17 protein-coding genes are annotated in these 20,594 nt (G+C 62.1%); 7 read left to right on the forward strand and 10 right to left on the reverse strand.

The features are described 5' to 3' along the window. Positions 1 to 17: 17 nt before the first annotated feature. On the reverse strand, positions 18 to 1,727 hold the full coding sequence (locus JJE66_RS01810; protein WP_200512424.1) for a phospholipase C: 1,710 nt from the start codon (positions 1,725 to 1,727) through the stop codon (positions 18 to 20). An 80-nt stretch (positions 1,728 to 1,807) separates the two neighbouring features. Between JJE66_RS01810 and JJE66_RS01815 the strand changes: the two genes are divergently transcribed. After that, positions 1,808 to 2,218, forward strand: coding sequence for a hypothetical protein (locus tag JJE66_RS01815; protein ID WP_200512425.1), 411 nt, complete (start codon positions 1,808 to 1,810; stop codon positions 2,216 to 2,218). A 109-nt stretch (positions 2,219 to 2,327) separates the two neighbouring features. On the opposite strand, the gene JJE66_RS01820 is transcribed toward JJE66_RS01815, so the two are convergent. After that, positions 2,328 to 3,119 carry an ABC transporter substrate-binding protein gene (locus JJE66_RS01820; protein WP_200512426.1) on the reverse strand — a complete coding sequence of 264 codons (792 nt, stop codon included), beginning with the start codon at positions 3,117 to 3,119 and terminating at the stop codon, positions 2,328 to 2,330. Between the two features lie 236 nt (positions 3,120 to 3,355). Here JJE66_RS01820 and JJE66_RS01825 point away from each other — a divergent pair, with 236 nt between their 5' ends. After that, a complete protein-coding gene (locus JJE66_RS01825; RefSeq protein WP_200512427.1) occupies positions 3,356 to 4,549 on the forward strand; it encodes an efflux RND transporter periplasmic adaptor subunit in 1,194 nt (397 codons plus the stop codon). Between the two features lie 13 nt (positions 4,550 to 4,562). After that, positions 4,563 to 7,721, forward strand: coding sequence for an efflux RND transporter permease subunit (locus tag JJE66_RS01830; RefSeq protein WP_200512428.1), 3,159 nt, complete (start codon positions 4,563 to 4,565; stop codon positions 7,719 to 7,721). Here JJE66_RS01830 and JJE66_RS01835 read toward each other — a convergent pair. Then, positions 7,718 to 9,985, reverse strand: coding sequence for a cation:proton antiporter (locus JJE66_RS01835; RefSeq protein ID WP_200512429.1), 2,268 nt, complete (start codon positions 9,983 to 9,985; stop codon positions 7,718 to 7,720). The two genes, JJE66_RS01830 and JJE66_RS01835, sit on opposite strands and share 4 nt — an antisense overlap. Before the next feature lie 278 nt (positions 9,986 to 10,263). Further along, positions 10,264 to 11,436: an MFS transporter gene (locus JJE66_RS01840; protein WP_200512430.1), complete on the reverse strand. Its 1,173-nt coding sequence runs from the start codon at positions 11,434 to 11,436 to the stop codon at positions 10,264 to 10,266. A 59-nt stretch (positions 11,437 to 11,495) separates the two neighbouring features. On the opposite strand from JJE66_RS01840, the gene JJE66_RS01845 reads away from it, so the two are divergent. After that, positions 11,496 to 12,293, forward strand: a complete 798-nt coding sequence (locus JJE66_RS01845; protein WP_200512431.1) for a helix-turn-helix transcriptional regulator — start codon at positions 11,496 to 11,498, stop codon at positions 12,291 to 12,293. A gap of 159 nt (positions 12,294 to 12,452) precedes the next feature. Here JJE66_RS01845 and JJE66_RS01850 read toward each other — a convergent pair whose 3' ends face one another. Then, a complete protein-coding gene (locus tag JJE66_RS01850) occupies positions 12,453 to 13,391 on the reverse strand; it encodes an ABC transporter substrate-binding protein (protein WP_200512432.1) in 939 nt (312 codons plus the stop codon). A 247-nt stretch (positions 13,392 to 13,638) separates the two neighbouring features. Between JJE66_RS01850 and JJE66_RS01855 the strand changes: the two genes are divergently transcribed. The 3 genes from JJE66_RS01855 (at position 13,639) to JJE66_RS37815 (ending at position 16,296) form a co-directional block, all read left to right on the forward strand. Continuing rightward, entirely contained in the window at positions 13,639 to 14,601 is a 963-nt protein-coding gene (locus JJE66_RS01855; protein ID WP_200512433.1) for an ABC transporter substrate-binding protein, read from the forward strand. A gap of 526 nt (positions 14,602 to 15,127) precedes the next feature. After that, the gene (locus tag JJE66_RS01860; protein WP_200512434.1) at positions 15,128 to 15,613 is read left to right on the forward strand and encodes a hypothetical protein; all 486 of its coding nucleotides are present in this window, start codon (positions 15,128 to 15,130) and stop codon (positions 15,611 to 15,613) included. Beyond that, positions 15,532 to 16,296 (forward strand): nucleotide disphospho-sugar-binding domain-containing protein, encoded by a 765-nt coding sequence (locus tag JJE66_RS37815; RefSeq protein ID WP_200512435.1) that lies wholly within the window; start codon positions 15,532 to 15,534, stop codon positions 16,294 to 16,296. The genes JJE66_RS01860 and JJE66_RS37815 overlap by 82 nt, the downstream gene beginning before the upstream one ends. 247 nt (positions 16,297 to 16,543) lie before the next feature. Here JJE66_RS37815 and JJE66_RS01870 read toward each other — a convergent pair whose 3' ends face one another. From JJE66_RS01870 to JJE66_RS01890, 5 genes are all read right to left on the reverse strand, one after another. Then, a complete protein-coding gene (locus JJE66_RS01870) occupies positions 16,544 to 16,861 on the reverse strand; it encodes a hypothetical protein (protein ID WP_200512436.1) in 318 nt (105 codons plus the stop codon). A gap of 377 nt (positions 16,862 to 17,238) precedes the next feature. Continuing rightward, positions 17,239 to 17,961, reverse strand: coding sequence for an ABC transporter ATP-binding protein (locus JJE66_RS01875; RefSeq protein WP_200512437.1), 723 nt, complete (start codon positions 17,959 to 17,961; stop codon positions 17,239 to 17,241). After that, positions 17,958 to 18,707 (reverse strand): ABC transporter ATP-binding protein, encoded by a 750-nt coding sequence (locus tag JJE66_RS01880; RefSeq protein WP_200512438.1) that lies wholly within the window; start codon positions 18,705 to 18,707, stop codon positions 17,958 to 17,960. The genes JJE66_RS01875 and JJE66_RS01880 overlap by 4 nt, the downstream gene beginning before the upstream one ends. Beyond that, entirely contained in the window at positions 18,704 to 19,630 is a 927-nt protein-coding gene (locus JJE66_RS01885; RefSeq protein WP_200512439.1) for a branched-chain amino acid ABC transporter permease, read from the reverse strand. Before JJE66_RS01885 ends, JJE66_RS01880 begins: the two co-directional genes overlap by 4 nt. Positions 19,631 to 19,683: 53 nt before the next feature. Next, positions 19,684 to 20,553 carry a branched-chain amino acid ABC transporter permease gene (locus JJE66_RS01890; RefSeq protein WP_200512440.1) on the reverse strand — a complete coding sequence of 290 codons (870 nt, stop codon included), beginning with the start codon at positions 20,551 to 20,553 and terminating at the stop codon, positions 19,684 to 19,686. Between the last annotated feature and the right edge of the window lie 41 nt (positions 20,554 to 20,594).

Here is a 20,594-nt window from a genome sequence, read left to right on the forward strand (position 1 = left end):
AATAAGGTCCCGTTGGACTAGTGGTGGTGGTGGTGGTGCTCGTCCGGCGGGCTGACAACGACCGTGCCAGAGGTCGGATCGAGGAACAGCGCGTCGGTCCGGAAATCGTGGCTGTGGTCCTGGTCGAAGTCGAACAGGTCCATGATCGATCCGGTGGTGGCGTCGAACGAGCCGCCGCCAAGACGCTTGCCCTTCAGCCAATTGTCCTCGATGAACCGCACCACCGAAGCCTGCGAAATGGCGGTATGACTGACGAAGTTGGTCTTGGCATAGGGCGAGATCACGATGAAAGGCACGCGGGTGGCAGGACCACAACGGCCGTTCACCGGATTGCCGCCGACGCCTTTCAGTTGAGGCTGCTTGGCGACGCCGCGACCGCACAGGCCGGGGCCGTTGAGTTGATCAGCGGTCGAGTCATAGGAGGCGCTGGTCGGCTTGGCGTAAGCGTGATCGTACCAGCCGTCGGAGTCGTCGTAGGTGATGATGACGGCCGTGTCACGCCATTCGGGCCGCGTCTGGAGGAAGTTGATCAGGTCGACCGTTCCCTGCTGCTCGTCGAGAGGATCGGAATAGCCGGCGTGGCCATCCTGGTAGGCCGGCAGCTTGACGTAGGACACTGCCGGGAAATTGCCTGCCTTCACGGCCGCATAGAAATCCTCGAGATCGTAGCCGTGATTGGCGGGATCGGCGGTCTTGCCGTCCGCTTCGTAGGTGTGGCCGATCGCGTCAACCGAACTCGGCCGCGCATGGGTCCAATTGGCGGTCGACTTGTAGTATTGGAACCAGGCGTGATGCGGAACATAGTCCGCCTTGGTGCCGCCGGTGACGGTCGAGAACGTGCTGCGCGCGCAACCGGTCGTGGTGTTCGTGTTTGTCACCGACAGATCGAAGCCGCCCATGAACGAGCCCCAGCTGATGCCGGCATCATTGAGCAGATCGCCGATGTTCTTGCCGGTCATGGTGACCTGCGTCGTATAGCCCGGGGTGCTGCAAGGATCATAGCCCGGACCGGGGTCGCCGATCACCGTCAGGCCGCCCTGGCCGTCGGAGATGATGTTGGAAGTCGAATTGCCGACCACCGCCACCGCGCCATTGGTCTGGCCCGAAATCACATTGAGCGCGCCGACCGTCGACGGACCATAGGTGTCGGTGTAGGCGTTGTCGCTCATCGAAAAGTTCTGCGCGTAGTTCCACAACGCGGTGGTCGTGTTGCCGTCGAAATAGCCCATGACCTGGCCGGTGGTGCCGAAGGCCCCGACGCCGCCCGACGTGCCGCGCCCGGTATATTTCGGGAACAGATCAGCCTTGCCGTTGTCATAGGCCTGCTGTTCCGCAGTATAGGCGTGGTTCTGGGACTGCGTGTTGGCCTGGGTGCGGTCGAGACGGAACGGATCCGTCGCGCCGTCGCCGTTGGCCGCGTTGGTGTTCGGGTTGTTGGTCAGCAGGTTGGCGTTGGCGAGGTTGTTCACCTTCGGCGTATGCGGCTTCGGCACGAAGGCAATCGATCCAGATGGATTGCCCGCTTTCGGATAGGTCGCGAAGTAATGATCGAACGAGCGGTTCTCGTTGAAGAGCACCACGAGATGCTTGATCGGCGTTTCCGTGTGAAGGTTATGCGCATGATGATCGCGATCGTGGTCGCGATCATTGGCGAGCACCGGAATGGCACACGCAAGTGTCGTCGCAGCCGCGAAAATCGCAGCTGTCGTCAGGAATTTGGATTTCATTTTTTGACGCCCCGGAAGGAAGTAAGAATGTTTTTGAGCAGAAATATTCTAAACACGGTCGGTGACAGGTCTGTGTCAGTTTGACGCAAGAGACCGTTTGCACGGTTGCTCGGAACACAAAGATCGAAGGCTCCGGAATTGTTGCGCAATCGCGCCGGTTGTTTTTTGTCGAACAAAAACAAATCTCGCTAATGTTGCCGGTCGAGCGAGGCCAGGAATTCGTCGGCGGCCGCTCGCCACCGGTCAGGATAAAGCCGCAGCAAATGGCCGTCGTCGGGGACGCCGTGAAGCAGCTCGAAGCGCGTGTTGCCGCCGGCGGCTACAAACGCCTGGTGATATTCGCGGATGAGATCTTCCTTGTAGAGGCGGTCGCTATCGGCATAGAGCCAGAGCTGCGGGACCTTGGCGGCCGACGCATCAGCGCCAGCACCGCAAATCCATTGTCGCGCAGCCAATGCGCCTCGGTCGAGAACGACCAGGACCTGAGCTGATTGCGGCCGACATCGGAGCCGCGGGTGAAGATCGCGAGCGCGAGGCTGCAACCCAACCTCCAAGCATATGCGCCCGCTTGAAATCCAATGTGGCCGGCAAAGGACGAACCTATTCGGTGCGGATCGGCGCGTCCTTCAGCCCGTTATGATCATAGGCCTTGCGCAGGGTGCCGTTGGTCACGGCGTCGTTCATGAATTTTGTGACGAAGGCAAGCGACTGGCTGTGGCCGAGCGGGACCGCGATGGCCGTCACCGTCTTCTTGAACGTCTCGTCCAGCACCTTTGTCCCCGGGATCTTCTCCGCCATCTTGTTGAGCTGGTCGCGCGACAGCGCGAAGGCGTCGATCTCGCCGCTCTTCAGAAGCGCGAATATTTCGTCATAGGTTTGATAGCCCGTGACCTTCGCATTCTTCAGATGGGCAACGGCGCCCCGCATCGTGGTCGTGGCGTTGACGGCCGCGACCTTGATGCCGGGCTGGTCGAGCGTGGCGAAGTTGGTGACGCTCGAACCCGCCTTGACGATGTAAGTGGCGTCCGCGACCTCGTAGATCGGACCGAACATCATCTTGGTCTCGCGCTCGGGATCTTTCGGTAACCAGGTGACATCCCAGGTGCCTTTACCGGCCGCATCGGTGATCTGCCCGGAATTCTGATGCACCACATATTCGACGCCGACGCCGAGCTGGGCGGCCATCTCCTTGCCGAGATCGACGGGGACGCCGGCGTAGCCTGTTTCGGTCTTGGTCGACCAGAACGCGCCGCCCGCCGGGCTGATCGCGATCGCGACCCGCAGCTTGCCTGTTGGCGCGATTTCGTCCTTCAGGCCATCGGCTAGCGCGGGCATAGCGACCAATGCCGCAAGAGCGAGGCCGGCGCAGGCCGACCAGAGTGACGTTGGCATGTCATTGGCTCCTCACATTTCTTCTTTTGTGTCCGCTTCATTCCGTCCGTCTCGCGCCCATCGCGCGGCCTTCGGCCAATTCTGGCCGATCATGCGCTCCGTGAAAAGCGGCTTCTCACGACAAACCTCAGTCCGCTTGCAGTGCAGGGCCTGTGACTGCCATGGCTATGGTGTTCCACGCCCGGCCATTTGTTGCTAGCGTGCCGCACCGACAGACCGCAAATCGGGGCCATCGAATGACCTGCACGAATCCGGCTCGTCCCGCTCGACACTACGGACAGTGGAGACATATCGGTCTGACGCTGGCGGCGACGGCGGCCGTGGCCGCACTCGCCGGCTGCGAGGACAAGAACACCTTCGTGGCTCCGCCGCCGCCCAAGGTGGACGTCGCCACGCCCGTGCAGCGCCCGGTGACGCGCTATGTCGAGGCCACCGGCAACACCGCGCCGATCAAGAGCGTCGATCTCGTGGCCCGCGTCCAAGGCTTCCTGCAATCGATCGACTATACGGACGGCACCTTCGTGAAACAGGGCACCCAGCTGTTCACGATCGAGCCCGAGACCTACAAGCTGAAGCTCGACCAGGCGCAGGCCGCCGAGGCCGGTGCACAGGCCTCGCTCCGGCAGGCGGAGGCCGATTTCAAGCGGCAAAGCGACCTCGTGCAGCGGCAGGCTGTGTCGCAGGCCACGCTCGACACCTCGACCTCGACCCGCGACAACGCCCAGGCCAATCTTCAGCAGGCCCAGGCCAATACCAGGATTGCCGAGGTCAATTACGGCTACACCAAGGTGAGCGCTCCGTTCGACGGCATCGTCAGCGCCCACATGGTCTCGATCGGCGAGCTCGTCGGCGTCGCTTCGCCAACCCAGCTCGCGACCATCGTCGCGATGGATCCGGTCTATGTGAACTTCACTGTCAACGAGCAGGATGTGCTGCGCATCCGGGCCGAAGCGCAACGGCGCGGGCTGACCGCCGTCGATCTCAAGCAATTCCCAATTCAGGTGGGCCTCCAGACCGAGACCGGCTATCCGCACGAAGGCCACCTCGACTATGTCGCGCCGACCATCAATTCATCGACGGGAACGCTCGCGGTGCGCGGCCTCGTGCCCAACGACAAGCGGGTGCTGCTGCCCGGCTATTTCGTCCGCGTCCGCGTGCCGTTCGACCAGGACAAGAACGCCCTTCTCGTCCCCGACACCGCGCTCGGTAGCGACCAGGGCGGCCGCTATCTCTTGGTGGCCAACAAGGACAACGCGGTCGAGCAGCGCAAGGTGCAGATTGGGGCTGTCGACAACGGCCTGCGCGTCATCGAAACCGGCCTGAAGCCGGACGACCGCGTCGTCATCGCGGGGCTCTTGCGGGTGATCCCGGGCCAGAAGATCGACCCGCAGCAAACCAAGATCGAGCAGCCGCAGGCATCAGCCAAGTAAGGGGCCGCCGGTCATGATCTCCAAATTCTTCATCGAGCGGCCCGTCCTGTCGAACGTCATCGCCCTGCTGATGATCCTGATCGGCGGCGTGTCGTTGTTCAACCTCGCGATCGCGCAATATCCGGACGTGGTGCCGCCGACGGTCCAGGTGACCACACGCTATCCCGGCGCCAGCGCCAAGACCGTGATCGACACGGTGGCGCTGCCGATTGAGCAGCAGGTCAACGGCGTCGAGGACATGCTCTACATGCAGTCCTACAGCGGCTCCGACGGCACCTATACGCTGACCGTGACCTTCAAGATCGGCACCGACCTCAACTTCGCGCAGGTGCTGGTGCAGAACCGCGTGTCCAGCGCGCTGTCGCAACTGCCGGCATCGGTGCAGAACCAGGGCGTCACCGTCCAGAAGAAGTCGACCTCGATCCTCTTGTTCGTGACGCTGACCTCGCCGGATTCCAGGTTCGACAGTCTGTATCTGAGCAACTACGCTACCATCAATCTGCGCGACGAGCTGTCGCGCCTGCCCGGCGTCGGCAACGTCACGGTGTTCGGCGCCGGTCAGTATTCGATGCGGATCTGGCTCGATCCGAACAAGCTGCAGGCGCGAGGATTGGTGCCGCAGGACGTCATCCAGGCGATCCAGCAGCAAAGCCAGCAGGTTTCCGCAGGACAAGTCGGCGCGCCGCCGACGCCGCCGGGACAGGCCTTCCAGTACACGCTCAACGTCAACGGCCGGCTCGACGACACCAGCCAGTTCGAGAACATCATCGTCAAGACCGGCACCAGCGGCGACGTCACGCGCGTGCGCGACGTCGGCTGGGTAGAGCTCGGTGCGCAGACCTACAGCCAGATCTTCTCTCTGAACAAACAGCCCGCGGTCGGCATCGGCGTATTCCAGTCGCCCGGTGCCAACGCGCTTGAGGTCGAGCGGGCCGTCGAGAAGAAGATGACGGAGCTCGCCAAGCGCTTTCCGGAAGGCATCAAATACGACACGCCGTTCGACACCACGAAGTTTGTGGAGGCCTCGGTGCACGAGGTCTACATGACGCTGATCGAGGCCGGCCTGCTCGTGCTGGTCGTCATTCTGGTGTTCCTGCAGGACTGGCGCGCGATGCTGGTGCCGGCGACCACGGTGCCTGTCACCATCATCGGCGCCTTCGCCGCGATGGCAGCGCTTGGCTTCACCATCAACATGTCGACGCTGTTTGCGATCGTGCTGGCGATCGGCATCGTCGTCGACGATGCCATCGTCGTGGTCGAAGGCGCTGCCCACAATATCGAGCAGGGCATGAACGGCCACGACGCCGCGATCAAGGCGATGGACCAGCTGTTCGCGCCGATCGTCGGCATTACTTTGGTGCTGATCTCGGTGTTTTTGCCGGCCTCGTTCCTCGCCGGCCTCACCGGGCGGATCTACTCGCAATTTGCGCTGGTGATCGCGGCGACCGCGCTGTTGTCAGCCATCAACGCTGCGACCTTGAAGCCGACGCAGTGCGCGCTGTGGCTGCGGCCGGCGGTGCCGCCGGAGCAACGCAACTTCTTCTACCGCGGCTTCAACAACGTCTATGGCCGGCTCGAGCGTCGCTATGTGGCCGGGATCGGCTTCCTGTGCCGGCACGCCACGGTCTCGGTCGCGATTGCATTGGTGCTGATCGGGATCGGCGGCTATGGCCTGTCGCGGGTGCCGACCGGCTTCCTGCCGATCGAAGACCAGGGCTATCTGATCGCCGCCGTGCAACTCCCCGACGGCGCCTCGCTCGAGCGGACCCAGACCGTGCTCGACAAAGCGAGCGAGCTCATCAAGGAGACGCCGGGCGTCCAGCAGGTCATCACCATCGCCGGCATCTCCGCGCTCGACAGCAGCGCGAGCCTTGCCAATGCCGGCGTCGCCTACATCATCCTGAAGGACTGGGAGGCGCGCAAAGGCCCCGGCGAGGATCTGCGCTCGCTGGTCTACGGGCTCAACGACAAGCTTGCGACCATCATGGAGGCGCGCACGCTGGTGCTGCCGCCACCGCCGATCCAGGGCATCGGCAACGCAGCCGGCTTCTCGATGCAGGTCGAGCTGCGCGACGGCAACAGCGATTTCGGCAAGCTGCAAGCCATCACCGGCGCGATGGTCTCAAACGCCCAGAGCCAGAGCGCGCTGCAGCGCGTCTCCTCCTCGTTCCGCTCGTCGGTGCCGCAATTCAACGTCGAGATCGACCGCGTCAAGACCCAGACCCTGCACGTGACCACGGACGCCGTCTTCTCCGCGCTGTCGACCTATCTCGGCTCGTCCTACGTCAACCAGTTCAACAAGTTCGGCCGCGTGTTCCAGGTCTACACCCAGGCCGATCCGGCGTTCCGCGTCACCGAGCGCGACATCGCCAACATGCAGGTGCGCAACCAGAATGGCGACATGGTCCCGATCGGCACCGTCGCCAAGATCACGCCGGTCACCGGCCCGTCGCTGATCAGCCTCTACAACCTCTATCCGTCCTCGACCATCGTCGGGCTGCCGGCGCAGGGCTATTCGTCCGGGCAGTCGCTGAAGCTGATGGAGGAGATTGGCGACAAGACCCTGCCGCCGGGCACCGGCTTCGAATGGACCGCGATGTCGTATCAGGAGAAGGCGGTCTCCAACCAGATCTACTGGGTGTTCGGCCTTGCGATGCTGCTGGTCTATCTGGTGCTCGCCGGCCAGTACGAGAGCTGGTACGCACCGATCTCGGTGATCCTCGCGGTGCCGCTGTCGCTGCTCGGGCCGATGCTGATCCTCTCCGGGTTGAAGATCGACAACAACCTCTATTGCCAGATCGGCCTGATCCTGCTGATCGCGCTGTCGGCCAAGAACGCCATCCTGATCGTCGAGGTCGCGCTCGAGCTGCACGGCCGCGACGGCAAGCCGGTGCTGGAAAGTGCGATCGAGGCGGCGCGCGCCCGCTTCCGCCCGATCCTGATGACGTCGTTCGCCTTCATCCTCGGCGTGGTGCCGCTGGTGATCGCGACCGGCGCCGGCGCCAGCGCCCGCAAGTCGATCGGCATCACGGTGTTCTCGGGCATGCTGGCCTCGACCTGCCTCGCGGTGCTGTTCGTGCCGGCCTTCTTCGTGGTGGTGCAGCGCTTCGAGAACTGGCTTGAATCGCGCAAGAAGTCGAAGGCGCAGCCAGCCGCGGAGGTGAAGTCCTAGGCCTGCTCGGTGGACGCCTGCCGCGCCTCGCCGCTCGACACCAGCAGCACTGAGACCTTCGACTGCCTGAGCACGGCGTCGGCGACGCCGCCGAAGGAGAGATGGTCGCCCTGGATGCGGTCGACGCCCATGACGACGAGATCGACGTCGGTGGTGTCGATCTCGCGCAGGATCGCGGCCTCCGGTGCCCGGTTCACGCGCAGCGTGGTGGTGATGTCGACGTCATAGCGGGCGGCGAGATCGCTGGCGTCTTTCAGGATGCCGGTCTCCTGGCTAAGACCGCGAGAGGCGCCGCGCTGGGCGCCCTTGTCCCGCGTCGTCGCGACATAGATCACCCGCAGCGAGCCTGATCCGGCCTGCGTCAGCGCGACCGCGATCTCGGCGCCGCGCTTGGAGACGCCGCTGCCGGAGACCGGGACGAGGATGTCGAGCGCCTCGGGCAGCGGTTGCTTCAGATGCTTGCCCTTGGCCGCGACGATCGCGAGTGGGCCATCGAATTTTGCGGCGATGTCCTCGATCTTCCGATCGAAGCGATCCTTGCTCGCGGTGACCTTGTCGACGCCGATGACGAGCAGGTCAAAACCCTTGCGCGCTTCGTCGGCGATGGTCTCGCCAAGCTCCGCGCGCCGGGCACGAGTGACGACATCGACGCTGCCGGTATCTTCATCGCTATTGGCGGAGACGGTTTCGGCGGCCTTCTTCACCACGGCTTCGTGGCTCTCTTTCTCATCGCGACCCTTCACCTGCTCCTTGGCGCCCTTGCCGATATGCAGCACGGTCACCGGAAAACCGCGCATGCCGGCGATCAGGCCCGCAATGTGCGAAGCGAAGGTGGCGTTGACGCTTTCGTCGACCGCCAGCAGGGGGCGCTCGAGATTGGCGACAAAGCCGCGCCTCTCGAACTCCTCCCGCTCCAGCCGCTCCTTCTCCTCCTCGTTCATCGGCAGCCCGGCCAGTGCCGCGCGCAGCATCGGCGGCATCGCCATCGTGGTCACGATCGCCATGGTCACGATCATCGTGAACAGGTTCTGGCTGAGCACACCGATGGACAGGCCGATGGTGGCAATGATCACCTCGGTGGAGCCGCGCGCATTCATGCCGCTCGCGAGCGCGAGCGACTCGCGCCTGTTCAAGCCGCCCAGCGTGCCGCCGACAAAAGCGCCGCCGAACTTGCCGACGCTGGCGATCACGACCAGCAGGCCGGTGAGCATCAGCAGGTTGGGATCGCGCAGCACCGAAAGATCGGCGCTGAGGCCGGCGAGACCGAAGAACACCGGCATGAAGAAGCTCGAGATCAGGCCGCGCAGGCGCTCGTCGATCTGCCGTGTCAGGATCGGCGACTCCCCGACCAGGATGCCGGCGACGAAAGCGCCGAGCACGGTGTGGACGCCGATCAAATGCGTGATCAGCGCCATCACGCCCATCAACAGCAGGATCACGGTGACGACCGCCGCGGAGCTGACGAGGTTGTCGTTGGCCCAGCGGATCAGTTGGAACACCAGCCGCCGGCCGATGGTGAAGCTGATGGCGAGGAAGGCCAGCGTGCCCAGCACGGCCTTCGCCACCGAGGCGACATCCAACGTGCCCTGCGAGGCGAGGCTGAAGATGACGGCGATGATGATCCAGCCGATGGTATCGTCGATGACGGCAGTCGCCACGATGATCTGCCCGACATTGCGGCGCATGAAATTCATCTCGCGCACGACCACGGCGACGATCTTCACCGAGGAGATCGACAGCGCCGTGCCCATGAACAGCGACGCCACCAGGCGCTGCTCGGGTTTGGGCAATAGCGCATCCGGCAGGAACTCACCCAACGCAAAGCCGCAGGCGAAGGGCACGAGGATGCCGGCGATCGAGATCGCGATCGCCGCCTTGCCGACCTTCTTGACCAGCTTGAGATCGGTCTCCATCCCCGTGAGCAGCAACAGCAGCAGGATGCCGAACTGGGCGATGCCGTCGATCATCGCCTTCTGCTCGGGGGTCTTCGGGAAGATCGCGTGCTGCGCGTCCGGCCAGATCCAGCCGAACAGCGACGGCCCGAGCAAGATGCCGGCGAGCAATTCGCCGATCACCGAGGGCTGGCCGATGCGCTGCATGATCTCGCCGAGACCGCGGCCCACCGCGATCAGCAGCACGGTCTGCGCCACCAGCAGGAATTCGGACGGCCCGGTGGATTTGCCGCCCTCGGCAGCGGCCGCAATGGTGGTGAGGACAAGCGCTGTGGGGACAAGGCCGACCGGTCGGAGCAGGCTCCACTGCATGCGGGTGTCTTTCCCCCTTGATCCGCCCCGGCGAGATGTCGGTGGCGAGACAGTAGAACCCGCGGGAGGCCGAGTGGGTTCCCCCGCTTAGCGGCGGGCTTAAGGGGGCGAAGGCAAAGAGCGCGAAAACAACCCCATGCACAGTAGAGATGGCGTTGAACAAGCTCGAGAAATTTCGGTCTTACCGAAATCACTTGCTCCGTCGGGCAAAACACCGGCATAATGGCATCATGGGTGGCGTGCGCGACGCGCCGCGACGTCCCTCCGCCTTTCCGGCATTACGCCACCTGCGGTGTCCGGATCTCGCGCGGCAGGATGATCGCCGCCGCAATCGCGAGCAGGCAGAGCGCGGCAAAGGCGTGCAGCATGGTGACGAAGCCGCCCTGCTCGTAGAGCCAGGCAACCAAGCCTACCGAGGCGCCGGCGGCGGTGAAGCCGATGAAATAGCGGACCGCATAGGCGCGCGAGCGCCATTCCTCGCTGGTGTATTTTCCGACCATGGCGTCGTTGACCGTGACCTGTCCGAACGCGCCCATGACGATGCCGATCGAAACCAAAATCAGCGGCAGATTGGACAGGCTCGCGGCGAGATAAAGGAACGGCGCCAGCATGAAGGATAGCGGCAGCGCCACCGTCTTCAGCGAATAGCGGTCGAGCAGCCGGCCGATCGTGTACTGTGTCATCGCGCCGAACACGTAGACGCAGGCCGCGATGATTCCGAGCAGCGCCGGGCTCTTGGTCAGGTCCGCGAGCCGCTCCGCGAACAGCTTTGGCAGCGCGACGGTCACGGCGTTGAAGGTCGTCGAGATCGCGATCACGACGATCAAGAGCGACAGCACTACACGCCACATGTCCTGTTTGGCCACCCGCGCTTGCGCTGCCGCCTGCTTCGAACCCTTGCGGTCCTCATGCACGACCATGATCGCGAAGGCGATGCCGATCAGGATGGTGACGATGCCGGGAACGATGAAGGCCAAGCGCCAGCCGAAATATTGCCCGATCACGCCGGTGACCAGCGCGGACGAGGCAACGCCGAGATTGCCCCAGACGCCGTTCAATCCCATCTCGCGGCCGAGCCGGTCGGCATAGGACACGATCATCGCGGTGCCGACGGGATGGTAGATCGAGGCGAAGACGCCGATCGCGAACAGCGCCGCGCCGAGTTGCTTCGGGGTCTGCACGAAGCCGACCGAGATCATGGACAGGCCGATGCCGATGAAGAAGATCAGCATCATGTGGCGGCGGCTCCAGCGGTCACCCAGCCAGCCGGTGAGCAGCGAGCCGGCGCCGAAGGCGATGAAACCCGGCGTCGCGTAAGGCAGCAGTTCCGAATAGGCCATGCCGAGCGCCGGCCCCATGATGATCACCGCGGCGGCGAAGATCAGCATCGCATAATGGTCGATGAAATGGCCCGCGTTGACGAAACTGATGACCCGGCTGGGGCTGTTCATACGAATCTTCTCCTGCTCCAAAATGAGTTATATGTCCTGGGCATGACGGGATGCTGCCAATGACTGTCGCCGAAACGCCAATCCGGGAGGTCCGGAGCAACCACCGCTCGACCGCGGGGGTGCACCTGGTCGCGCGCGACTACCCGAAAGGCCTGCGGCTCGATCCGCACATGCATCGCGAAGCGCAGCTCGTCTATGCAGCGAAGGGCACCATGCAGGTGACCACGCCCGGGGGACGCTGGCTGGTGCCGCCGGACCGCGCGGTCTGGGTGCCGGCTCATCTCGAGCACGCCATCGACGTGCTCGCCGACATCGAGATGCGTACGCTGTATTTCGACCTGCCCTGGCTCAAGAGCGAGCAGCGCTATGAGGGACTGACCAGGGAATTCGTGGTGCGGGTATCGCCGCTGCTGCACCAGGCGATCATCGCGCTGTTCGATGCCCGCAACACCGAGGAACGCACCGAGCTGCTGGTGCGCCTGGTGATGCTGGAATTGCACCAGGCCGAGGATTCCGCGACCTTCGTGCCGCTGCCGCACGAGCCCCGCTGCCGGCGCGCCGCGATGATCGTGCTCGATGACCCCACCGGCCTGCACGACATCGACACGCTGGCGCGCGAGGTCGGAACCTCCACGCGCACGCTGTCGCGGCTGTTCTCCACGGAGACGCAACTGAGCTTCAAGAGCTGGTGCCAGCGCGCCCGCATCGCGGCGGCGATCCAGCGGCTGTCGACGGATACGAGCGTGTCGGTGAAGCAGCTCGCGACCCAGCTCGGCTATGCCAGCGTGCCGGCGTTCTCGGCCGCGTTTCGCCAGGTGACGGGGCGGACGCCGACGGAGTTTGCGCGGAAAGCATAGCCGCCATTGCGCACGAGCAACGTTCGCGAGACGTCCGATGCGACGACTTCGGTTACCGCAGGCCATGTCCGCGCTACCCGCGAAAGCGGACGTCAGTGGCAACGACTTGCAGTTCCGCTAAGGGCCAACAGCAGACTCATGCACCGCAGCAGTGCGTGCTTATTCGATCACCTCGTCGGCGCTGGCGAGGATGGTGGGTGAGAGATCAAGCGCTATCCGTCGCGCAGCTTTTGTATTGATGATGAGCAGAAATTTCGTCGGCTCATAAACCGGAATTTCGGCTGGGCTTTGGCCTCGCAGTATAGCAGCCATCTCACGCCCCGCGCTTCTAAAGACCTCAATAAAATCGACCGCGTAAGCCATCAACCCGCCCGCTACGACGAGGTCGCGAAATGGATACATCGTCGGAGTCCGCGCATCCGCTGCAAGATCCACCAATGTCTTGCTGTTTTCGAGGTGCTCGGGCTCATCCGACACCAGGAGTCCGTCGATGGGTGCTCCCTTCAGTGAGCCGAACGCTGCTAGATATGCGGGCTTGCTCAGGGTCTCGCCTAGGTTCAGATGAGTTAGCGTAATATTTGACCGATGCGCAGCCGCCCTTGCGCCCGCAGCTTGGGTAGTGCTCCAATTCTGAGATGACGCGAGATACCCAATTCTCGACGCACTAGGCCGTAGCTCGACCAGGAGTTCCAGACGCTTGCCGTAAAGCTCCACACCAGCGTCGACCGTTGCGCCAGTCAAATTGCCTCCCGGTCTAGCTAAGCTTGATACAAGTCCTGACGCGACCGGATCACCTATAACCGCGACAATCGGAATGGTCTGTGTCGCTGCTTTGAAGGCAAAAGCCAAAGGACTTGCGACCGATAAGATGGCGTCGGGACTAGTGCTAACCACAGCTTCCGCGAGGTCACGATAAGTGCCCATTTGGTTGTTTCCAGTATAGCGATTAACAACCAGGTTATGCCCTTCGACGAAGCCGAGACGGCTCAATTGATCCATGAACGCCCGGTAGTAAGGGTGACTTTTCAGCTCCTCGACGGAACGGTGGGGAGCGACCATCGCAATGGTCTTTTCTAGTGATTGCTGTGCCCGCGCCACGGGAGCACCCCCCGTCAAAGCGCCACTGAGAATGCCGATGAACTCCCGCCGCCTCATTGAATCCCCGTTACAGCAGAGGTGATGCCGAGACTACCAGCTCCTGGCGACCGGCGCATCAACCTACGGCGTAGCAATAAGTCGGCATAGGTTATGACTGCTGTGGGTCTTGGTCGTGTCAGCAAGCGAGACCATATTCTTTGAAAAAGCACCTGTGCTAACCTCGCAGTGCGGACTGAAGGAGGGACACGTGGCTCATTTAATGACGCGTCGTATCTTGCTTACGACAGCCTGTTCGGTTGCCGTTGCCGCCATGGCGAACGCCGATCCATCCCAGCCAAGGCGCATTGGACTGGTTACCTCCGGACAAGGCGATCGAATCATCGGATGGTTCAGGGAAGCTTTCAAAGCAAAGGGATATCACGAGGGAAAGGACCTCATAATCGAGCTACGCGAAGCGAAGGGGCACTACGCCCTGTTGCCGAATCTGGTTGATGAACTCGTTGCGCTAAGGCCGGATGTCATAATTGCTGAAGCGACACCCGCAATAGCAGCAACACAACGAGCGACCTCGACGATTCCGATCATCATGTCGCCATCGACTGATCCCATCGGCTCTGGCTTCGTCAAGAGTTTTGCAAAGCCCGGTGGGAATATCACTGGCGTCGCGAACATGTTCGGTGATCTCACAGCGAAGACGCTCGACATCGTTCGCCTTCTTTTTCCCAAGGTGCAGAAAATCGGTGTGCTCACTTCAGACAATCCGACGCATCCGGCGCTGGCGGAAATAGCGGCCACGACAGCAGGCGCTATAGGCATTGCAGCCCAGCTATTCGTTGCACCCAACCCCGAGGACCTTGATAAAGCGTTCGCCGACATGCAAGCGGCGGGTTGCGAGGTTGTTTACGTGCTCGCAGACCCGCCGCGCCAAGCATTGCCATCAATCGCACTCAAATACCGGCTGCCGACGGCTTATCAGGTTACCAACTACCCAGACTTAGGCGGGTTGATGGCTTATGGGCCAGACATCAAGGCTCTTTTTTTGCTAGCGGCCGATTACGCAGATCGGATCCTGAAAGGCGCGAATCCGGCGGACTTGCCGGTCGAGCAACCGACGAAATTCCAGTTCGTGATCAATCTTCAAACGGCCAAAGCATTGCACTTGGCTGTTCAAGAGCAAGTGCTCCTACTGGCGGACAGAGTGATCGAGTAGCGTTCGTTCTGAAACACCGAAAGTCTGCTCTGGGTCAAAACGCGAAGTAGTGGCCATCTCGCGGCCCGTCAGGTAATTTCTCAGAAGCAGCCAGAAGCGGAAGTGGCTTGCCATCGCAAATCGCGCGTTAGTGGGTCGCAGAACTCACCTCGTTCGCTGACCGCCCGAAAGGACGGCGGCCGCAACGGTCTGCGCAAACTTTTCCAAACGTCCCGAGACATCTTGGGCCAGGATGGAGCTGGTTTGTTCAGAGGTGCTTGGCACACGGAAAATGATTTGAAATCGAGTCCTTGAACCCAGGCGGCTTGAGCGAGCTTCTGGGCTTTTCCGCCAGGTGTCGCATCGGGTATGCAGTGATCGCCAGTATTTTCGCTGCAGAATAGTTGTGTTAGTCTTGCTGCGATAATCGCCAAGGCCGCATTCCTACTCCGCGTTCGGGCCATGAGTTGCCTTGGCGGGCCTAGGGCGCTTGAGCAGACAAGCCATCACCCTCACCATTGCTCCTGCTAACCGTTTGGATCATTCTATGCGTATCCTGTTTTCCACCATCAAAGACATTGGCCACGTGACACCCCTCGTGCCCTATGCGCGAAGCTTGCGCGATCTTGGGCACGAGGTACGGGTCGCCACCTCGACGGACGAAGGCGCTGTGGCGGCGCTGAATAAAGCCGGATTGGCGCACGAACCATTTGATCGTCCAACACCTGACGAACTGCAAGGGGTAATGAAACGTGTGGATGAACTAAAGGGAGAAGAAGCGATCGCTTTTGCCTTCCGCGAAGGCTTTGCCGGCATCGCCGCGCGTGCTGCAATGCCGAACTTCAGCGGACCATTCGGGAGTTTCGTCCGGATATCGTCATCCGCGAATCTGCCGAGTTTGCCTCGCTGGTTGCCGCGGAGGCGGCGGGCGTTCCGCAGGCCGGTGTCGCCGTGTATTGCAGCGAATACGAGTCCTGGATCGCAGCACAGGTCGCCGGAGCGGTCGACCAGCTCCGCACTCTGGTTGGCCTGAAGCCCGACGACGGGTATGCCCAGCGAAGCCAGCGCACCTTCACGTGTTTTCCGCCGTCATTCGACCGCGGTCCGCCATTACCTGACCGGCCCGCGGCTTTCCGGGTCGCGCAGGAGATTCCGCTTCGGCACGTCGCCAGCGCGTTGCAGGCCGATTGGATGCCTGCCGGAGACAAGCCATTCCTGTTTATGACCTTCGGGACGGTCGCGGGCCGTTCGGAGCGCGTGAGAAACGCTTATCGGGTCCTCCTGGAAGCGGTCGGCTCCCTGCCCGTGAAGGCTCTGCTGACCACCGGTCCCGTCATGCCGCGCGAAGAACTCGGAGCGATCCCCGACAACGTTCGCGTGGAGAATTTCGTGCCTCAGGTGGATATTATGCCGCACACCAGCGCCGTCGTCTGCCATGGCGGTTCGGGGACTTTGTTGAGCACACTCGCCATAGGGTGCCCGCTTGTCGTCATTCCGCTTTTTGCCGACCAATCCGCCAACGCACGTGCGGCGGAAGCCGCCGGAGCCGGGTTGGCGGTGTTCACGCATGATGCCGAACAGATCGCGAGGGCGATCCGTGCTGTCCTTACAACTGAATCCATTCGCACGGGCGCACAAAACATCGCAGCAGAAATGGCCTCCATGCACCCGATCAACGAGGCGATCGCCGAAATAATTTCAATAGCCGGCAAGTAATCTGATCACCTCGCTCGAAGACCGCTTCGGATCAAAAGCGGCGATCCGGCTCAGACCGAGCATGTCCGGTTAATCTCAGTGAGCCGACCTACGGATGAGCCATGCGGTCTTCGGCAAAGGGCCCAGAAGCCGACGTGGCATCCGCGAGGCACATGCCCATAGTGATCAAGATTGTGACGTCCTGATCAAACCGGCAATTCGAGCCTCTCAGTTGCGAACGAGCAAAGGACAGCAGGGACAGCTCCGATCAGGCCCCACGTAAATTGAAACGAAACAGAGGCTCTGCTTCGACAAGATTTGCCAACATCAACAGGTATGCGGAGGCGTATCCGACGAGTGCTGTTAACAGGTATCGTTGGACTGACTTAGCTCCAAGTCGTTCGAACAACAGATCAAATGTGGCCGTCACTAAGGCTGGCACCACGCCCGCAACCCAGGCGACCGGCAGCAACATGGCGAACGCGATCCCAGCAGAACTGGAGCCTCTGAAGCCGCCCCCAAGACCGAGGAACATAAAGTATCCCGCCATCGGCCCAAGTGCGCCGAACACAACAGACCGGATCATCGCTGGACCCCATGCAGGAAAACCAAAGGCACTATCGGCGTAGGACTGTATCGACGGCCTTAACACAGGTGACTGGATTGTCCGCTAGGGGGTCATAAGCCGACGTTGCACGAGCAGTGCAAAAAGGTCAGCCATGGGCCAAAAGCAGACGTCCGCCCGACGGCCCTTTTGCTGCTGGGCGGCGGTTCTCAAAGGTCTGCGGGGGCGTACGGTGTGAGGCTGAGCGCTTTGGCGGTCTTCATGTTGATCACAGTTCGAATTTGGTCGGCTGCTCAACCGGCAGATCGGAAGGCTTGGTGCCTTAGCTTTTATCGGCGAAGCTTCGTGCGCTTCGCGGCTGCCAATCTTCGTCTGCTGATCAAGTCTTTCGGGTTGCGCTAGGCATCCACCGTCCATTCCTCGGCGCTGGCACCGGCCATGGCGCGGACGCGTTCGTCATCCTTGGCAAGCTCGGCAGCATTGCCGCTATAGATCACCGCGCCGTCATTCAGCACATAGGCGCGGTCTGCGATGGCCAGGCTGACGCGCACGTTCTGCTCGACCAACAGAACCGCGATGCCCTCGTTCCGCATCAGCGCGATGATGCGGAACACCTCCTTGACGATGAGCGGCGCCAGGCCCTGACTCGGTTCATCGAGGATCAGGAGCTTGGGATTGAGCAGCAGCGCGCGACCGATCGAGAGCATCTCCTGTTCGCCGCCCGAAAGCTGCCGACCGAGGTTGCGGCGCCGTTCGGCGAGCGCTGGAAAATACTTGAAGACGCGTTCGATGGTCCAGGAACCGGGTCGGACCAGCGGCACTTTCAGATTCTCTTCCACCGAAAGATTGGGGAAGATCTTCCGGCCTTCCGGGACGTAACCGACGCCAAGCGCTGCGATCTGGTAGGTTGGCATCCGGGTCGCTTCCTGCCCGAACAATTTGACGCTGCCTTCGCGCGGCGGCGTCAAGCCCATGATGCTGCGCAGCGTCGTCGTCTTGCCCGCGCCGTTGCGGCCGAGCAGAGCGACGATCTCTCCCTCGTTGACCTCCAATCCCACGCCATTCAGAATGTGGCTTCTCCCGTAGAAGGTCTGTAGGCCAGCCGCTTCCAACGGTTTCATGCGACTTCCCCGAGATAGGCCGACTGGACCGCTTCCGACGCGGCGATCTCCTTTGGCGTTCCTTCCGCCAGAAGGCGGCCTTGATCGAGCACGGTGATGCGGTCGGCGAGGTGAAAAACAAGGCGCATGTCGTGCTCGATCAGCACGACGGTAAACTTGTTGTCGCGGTGCAGCCGCCGAATCAGTTTCGCAATCTCATAGGTCTCCTGATCTCCCATGCCGGCGGTCGGCTCATCGAGCAGAAGAAGCCGCGGCCGCAGCGCCAGCGCCATCGCGATTTCCGTCGCCCGCTGATCGCCATGCGCGAGCTCGCCGACCAGCCGGTCGGCCTTGTCGGAAAGTCCGACGAGCTCCAGCATCTCGACGACTGCCTTTTCGGTGCGTTCCGCATCGGCGCGAGAGGTCCACATTTTGAGCGTCTGTCCCGCAGCCACCTCTGCGGCACTGAGCACGTTCTCGTGCACCGTCAGCGCTGGAAATATTTCGGTGATCTGGAAGGTGCGTGCCATGCCGAGCCCGATTCGATTGTGGGCCGGAAGCTGCGTCACATCGGTTCCGTCGAACACAATGGTGCCGCTGGTGGGCGGAAAAGAACCGCAGATCAAGTTGAAGAAAGTGGTCTTGCCGGCTCCGTTCGGGCCGATGATCGCCCGCAGTTCGCCGGGCTGCACCGACATCGATACGTTTCGTACCGCGGCCAGGCTGCCGAAATTCTTGGAGATGTCGCGAACCTCGAGCATCGTCATGCAGCCCCTCCTCGTAGCCGCATGCCAAGCAGACCGCGCGGGAAAAACAGTACGACCAGAACGAAGATCACTCCGACGAATGACATCCAGTTCACGGTCATCGAAGAAATGTAGTCCTGCAACGAAACGAACAGGGCGGCGCCCACCAGCGGCCCCCAGAAGGTGCCCATGCCGCCCATCACCGTCATGACGACGAAATAGCCCGACAGCGAATAATGCAGAGACAAAGGATCGGCAAAATTGTTCAGCAGTGCGTAGAGGCTGCCTGCCAGGGCGGTGAAGAAGCAGGAAATCGAGAACGACAGCCAGATTTGCCGCTCCACCGGAATGCCCAGAAAGCGCGCGCGCCGCTCGTTCTCGCGGATGGCACGCAAGCTGTGGCCGAAGGGAGAGCGGATGAGAATACCCATCAACGTCACCGCGACGGCGAATATCCCCAGCAGGAAATAATAAAACGTCGGTCCGCCGCCGGTAATATCGATGGTCACCGGGCCGAGCCCGATCGGCTCGCGGTGAAAATCGCGCAGCCCGTCGAATCCACCGGTAAAGTCGTTCCAGCTATAAGCGAGGTAATACCAGAGTTGCCCGAAAGCGATCGTGCACATTGCAAAATAGACGCCGCGCCGGCGCACGATCAGCATGCCAAAGAGCGTTCCGGCCAGCCCACCGAGCAATGTACCGGCCAGGATCGCAAGCGGCGTGCTGTGCACGAGATATCGCAGCGTGAGCCCGGCGCCATACGCACCCAGCCCGAAATAGGCCGCATGGCCGAAGCTCAGGACGCCGGTAAATCCCAGCAGCAGATTGAGTCCCATGGCCGCCAGCCCGAACACCAGCACGCGCGCGGCGAGCGCGGTGTAGCCGCCGAGCAGCGGCAGCCAGAGAGGCACGGTGAGCAGCGTCAGCCAGATGGCGGCAAGCATCAGCCAGCGCCGCGGCGAGAGACGCCGCGCTTCGACGGTCGCGATTGCCGCAGTCATGACAGCATTCCCTCCTCGCCCATGATGCCGCGCGGACGGACCAGAAGCACGATCATCAATATCGCGTAGATCACCGCCTCGCTGGCGGAGGGGTAAACGACCGTGGTGAGCGCCGACGCCATGCCTATCAACAGTCCGCCGAACAAGGTTCCGATCAGGCTGCCCACACCGCCGACGATGATTGCAATGAAGCTCGGCATCAGCAGGTCATCGCCCATATTGGGATTGAGGCCGATCTGTCCGGCGGCGAGTACGCCGCTCAGGCCTGCCAACAGACAACCCACCGCGAAATTGAACGTCCGCAGAAAGTGGACGTTGATGCCGAGCGATGCCACGGTTTCCAGATCGAGCGTCCCGGCGCGGATGCGCAGTCCCACGCGGGTATAGCGCAGGAAGGCGAACAGCCCGGTCACCGATACAATGACGACCGCCACCATGAAAACACGGTACCACGTCACGAAGAACAGGTCGGCATTGATCGGCTGCGACAAGGCGGCGGGCAATCCCATCGGCAGACCATTCGGACCCCAGATATAGCGGGCCATGTCCTGCATCACGAACGCAAGACCAAAGGTGAGCAACAAACTGTAGACCGGGTCCCGGTTGTAGACCCGGCGCATCATGAGCCGCTCGACGGCGACGCCAATCAGCGCCGTTAGCAGCGGCGATACCAGAAGCGCGCCCCAGTAGCCCAGCGTCGGTGACAGGGTGAACGCCAGATAGCCGCCAAGCGCCAGGAAATTTCCGTGCGCAAAGTTGATGACGTTGCTGAGATTGAGGATCAGCGAAAGCCCGAGCGCCATCAGCACGTAAAATGCACCGATGATCAGTCCATTGGTGACGTTGAAAAGTATGACGTCCCTCATCCGCCGCTCCTCGCTTGGGATTTCGCCGCCGGCAGCAACGG

The sequence above is a fragment of the Bradyrhizobium diazoefficiens genome, from assembly GCF_016612535.1.
GTDB classification, from domain to species: Bacteria; Pseudomonadota; Alphaproteobacteria; order Rhizobiales; family Xanthobacteraceae; genus Bradyrhizobium; species Bradyrhizobium diazoefficiens_C.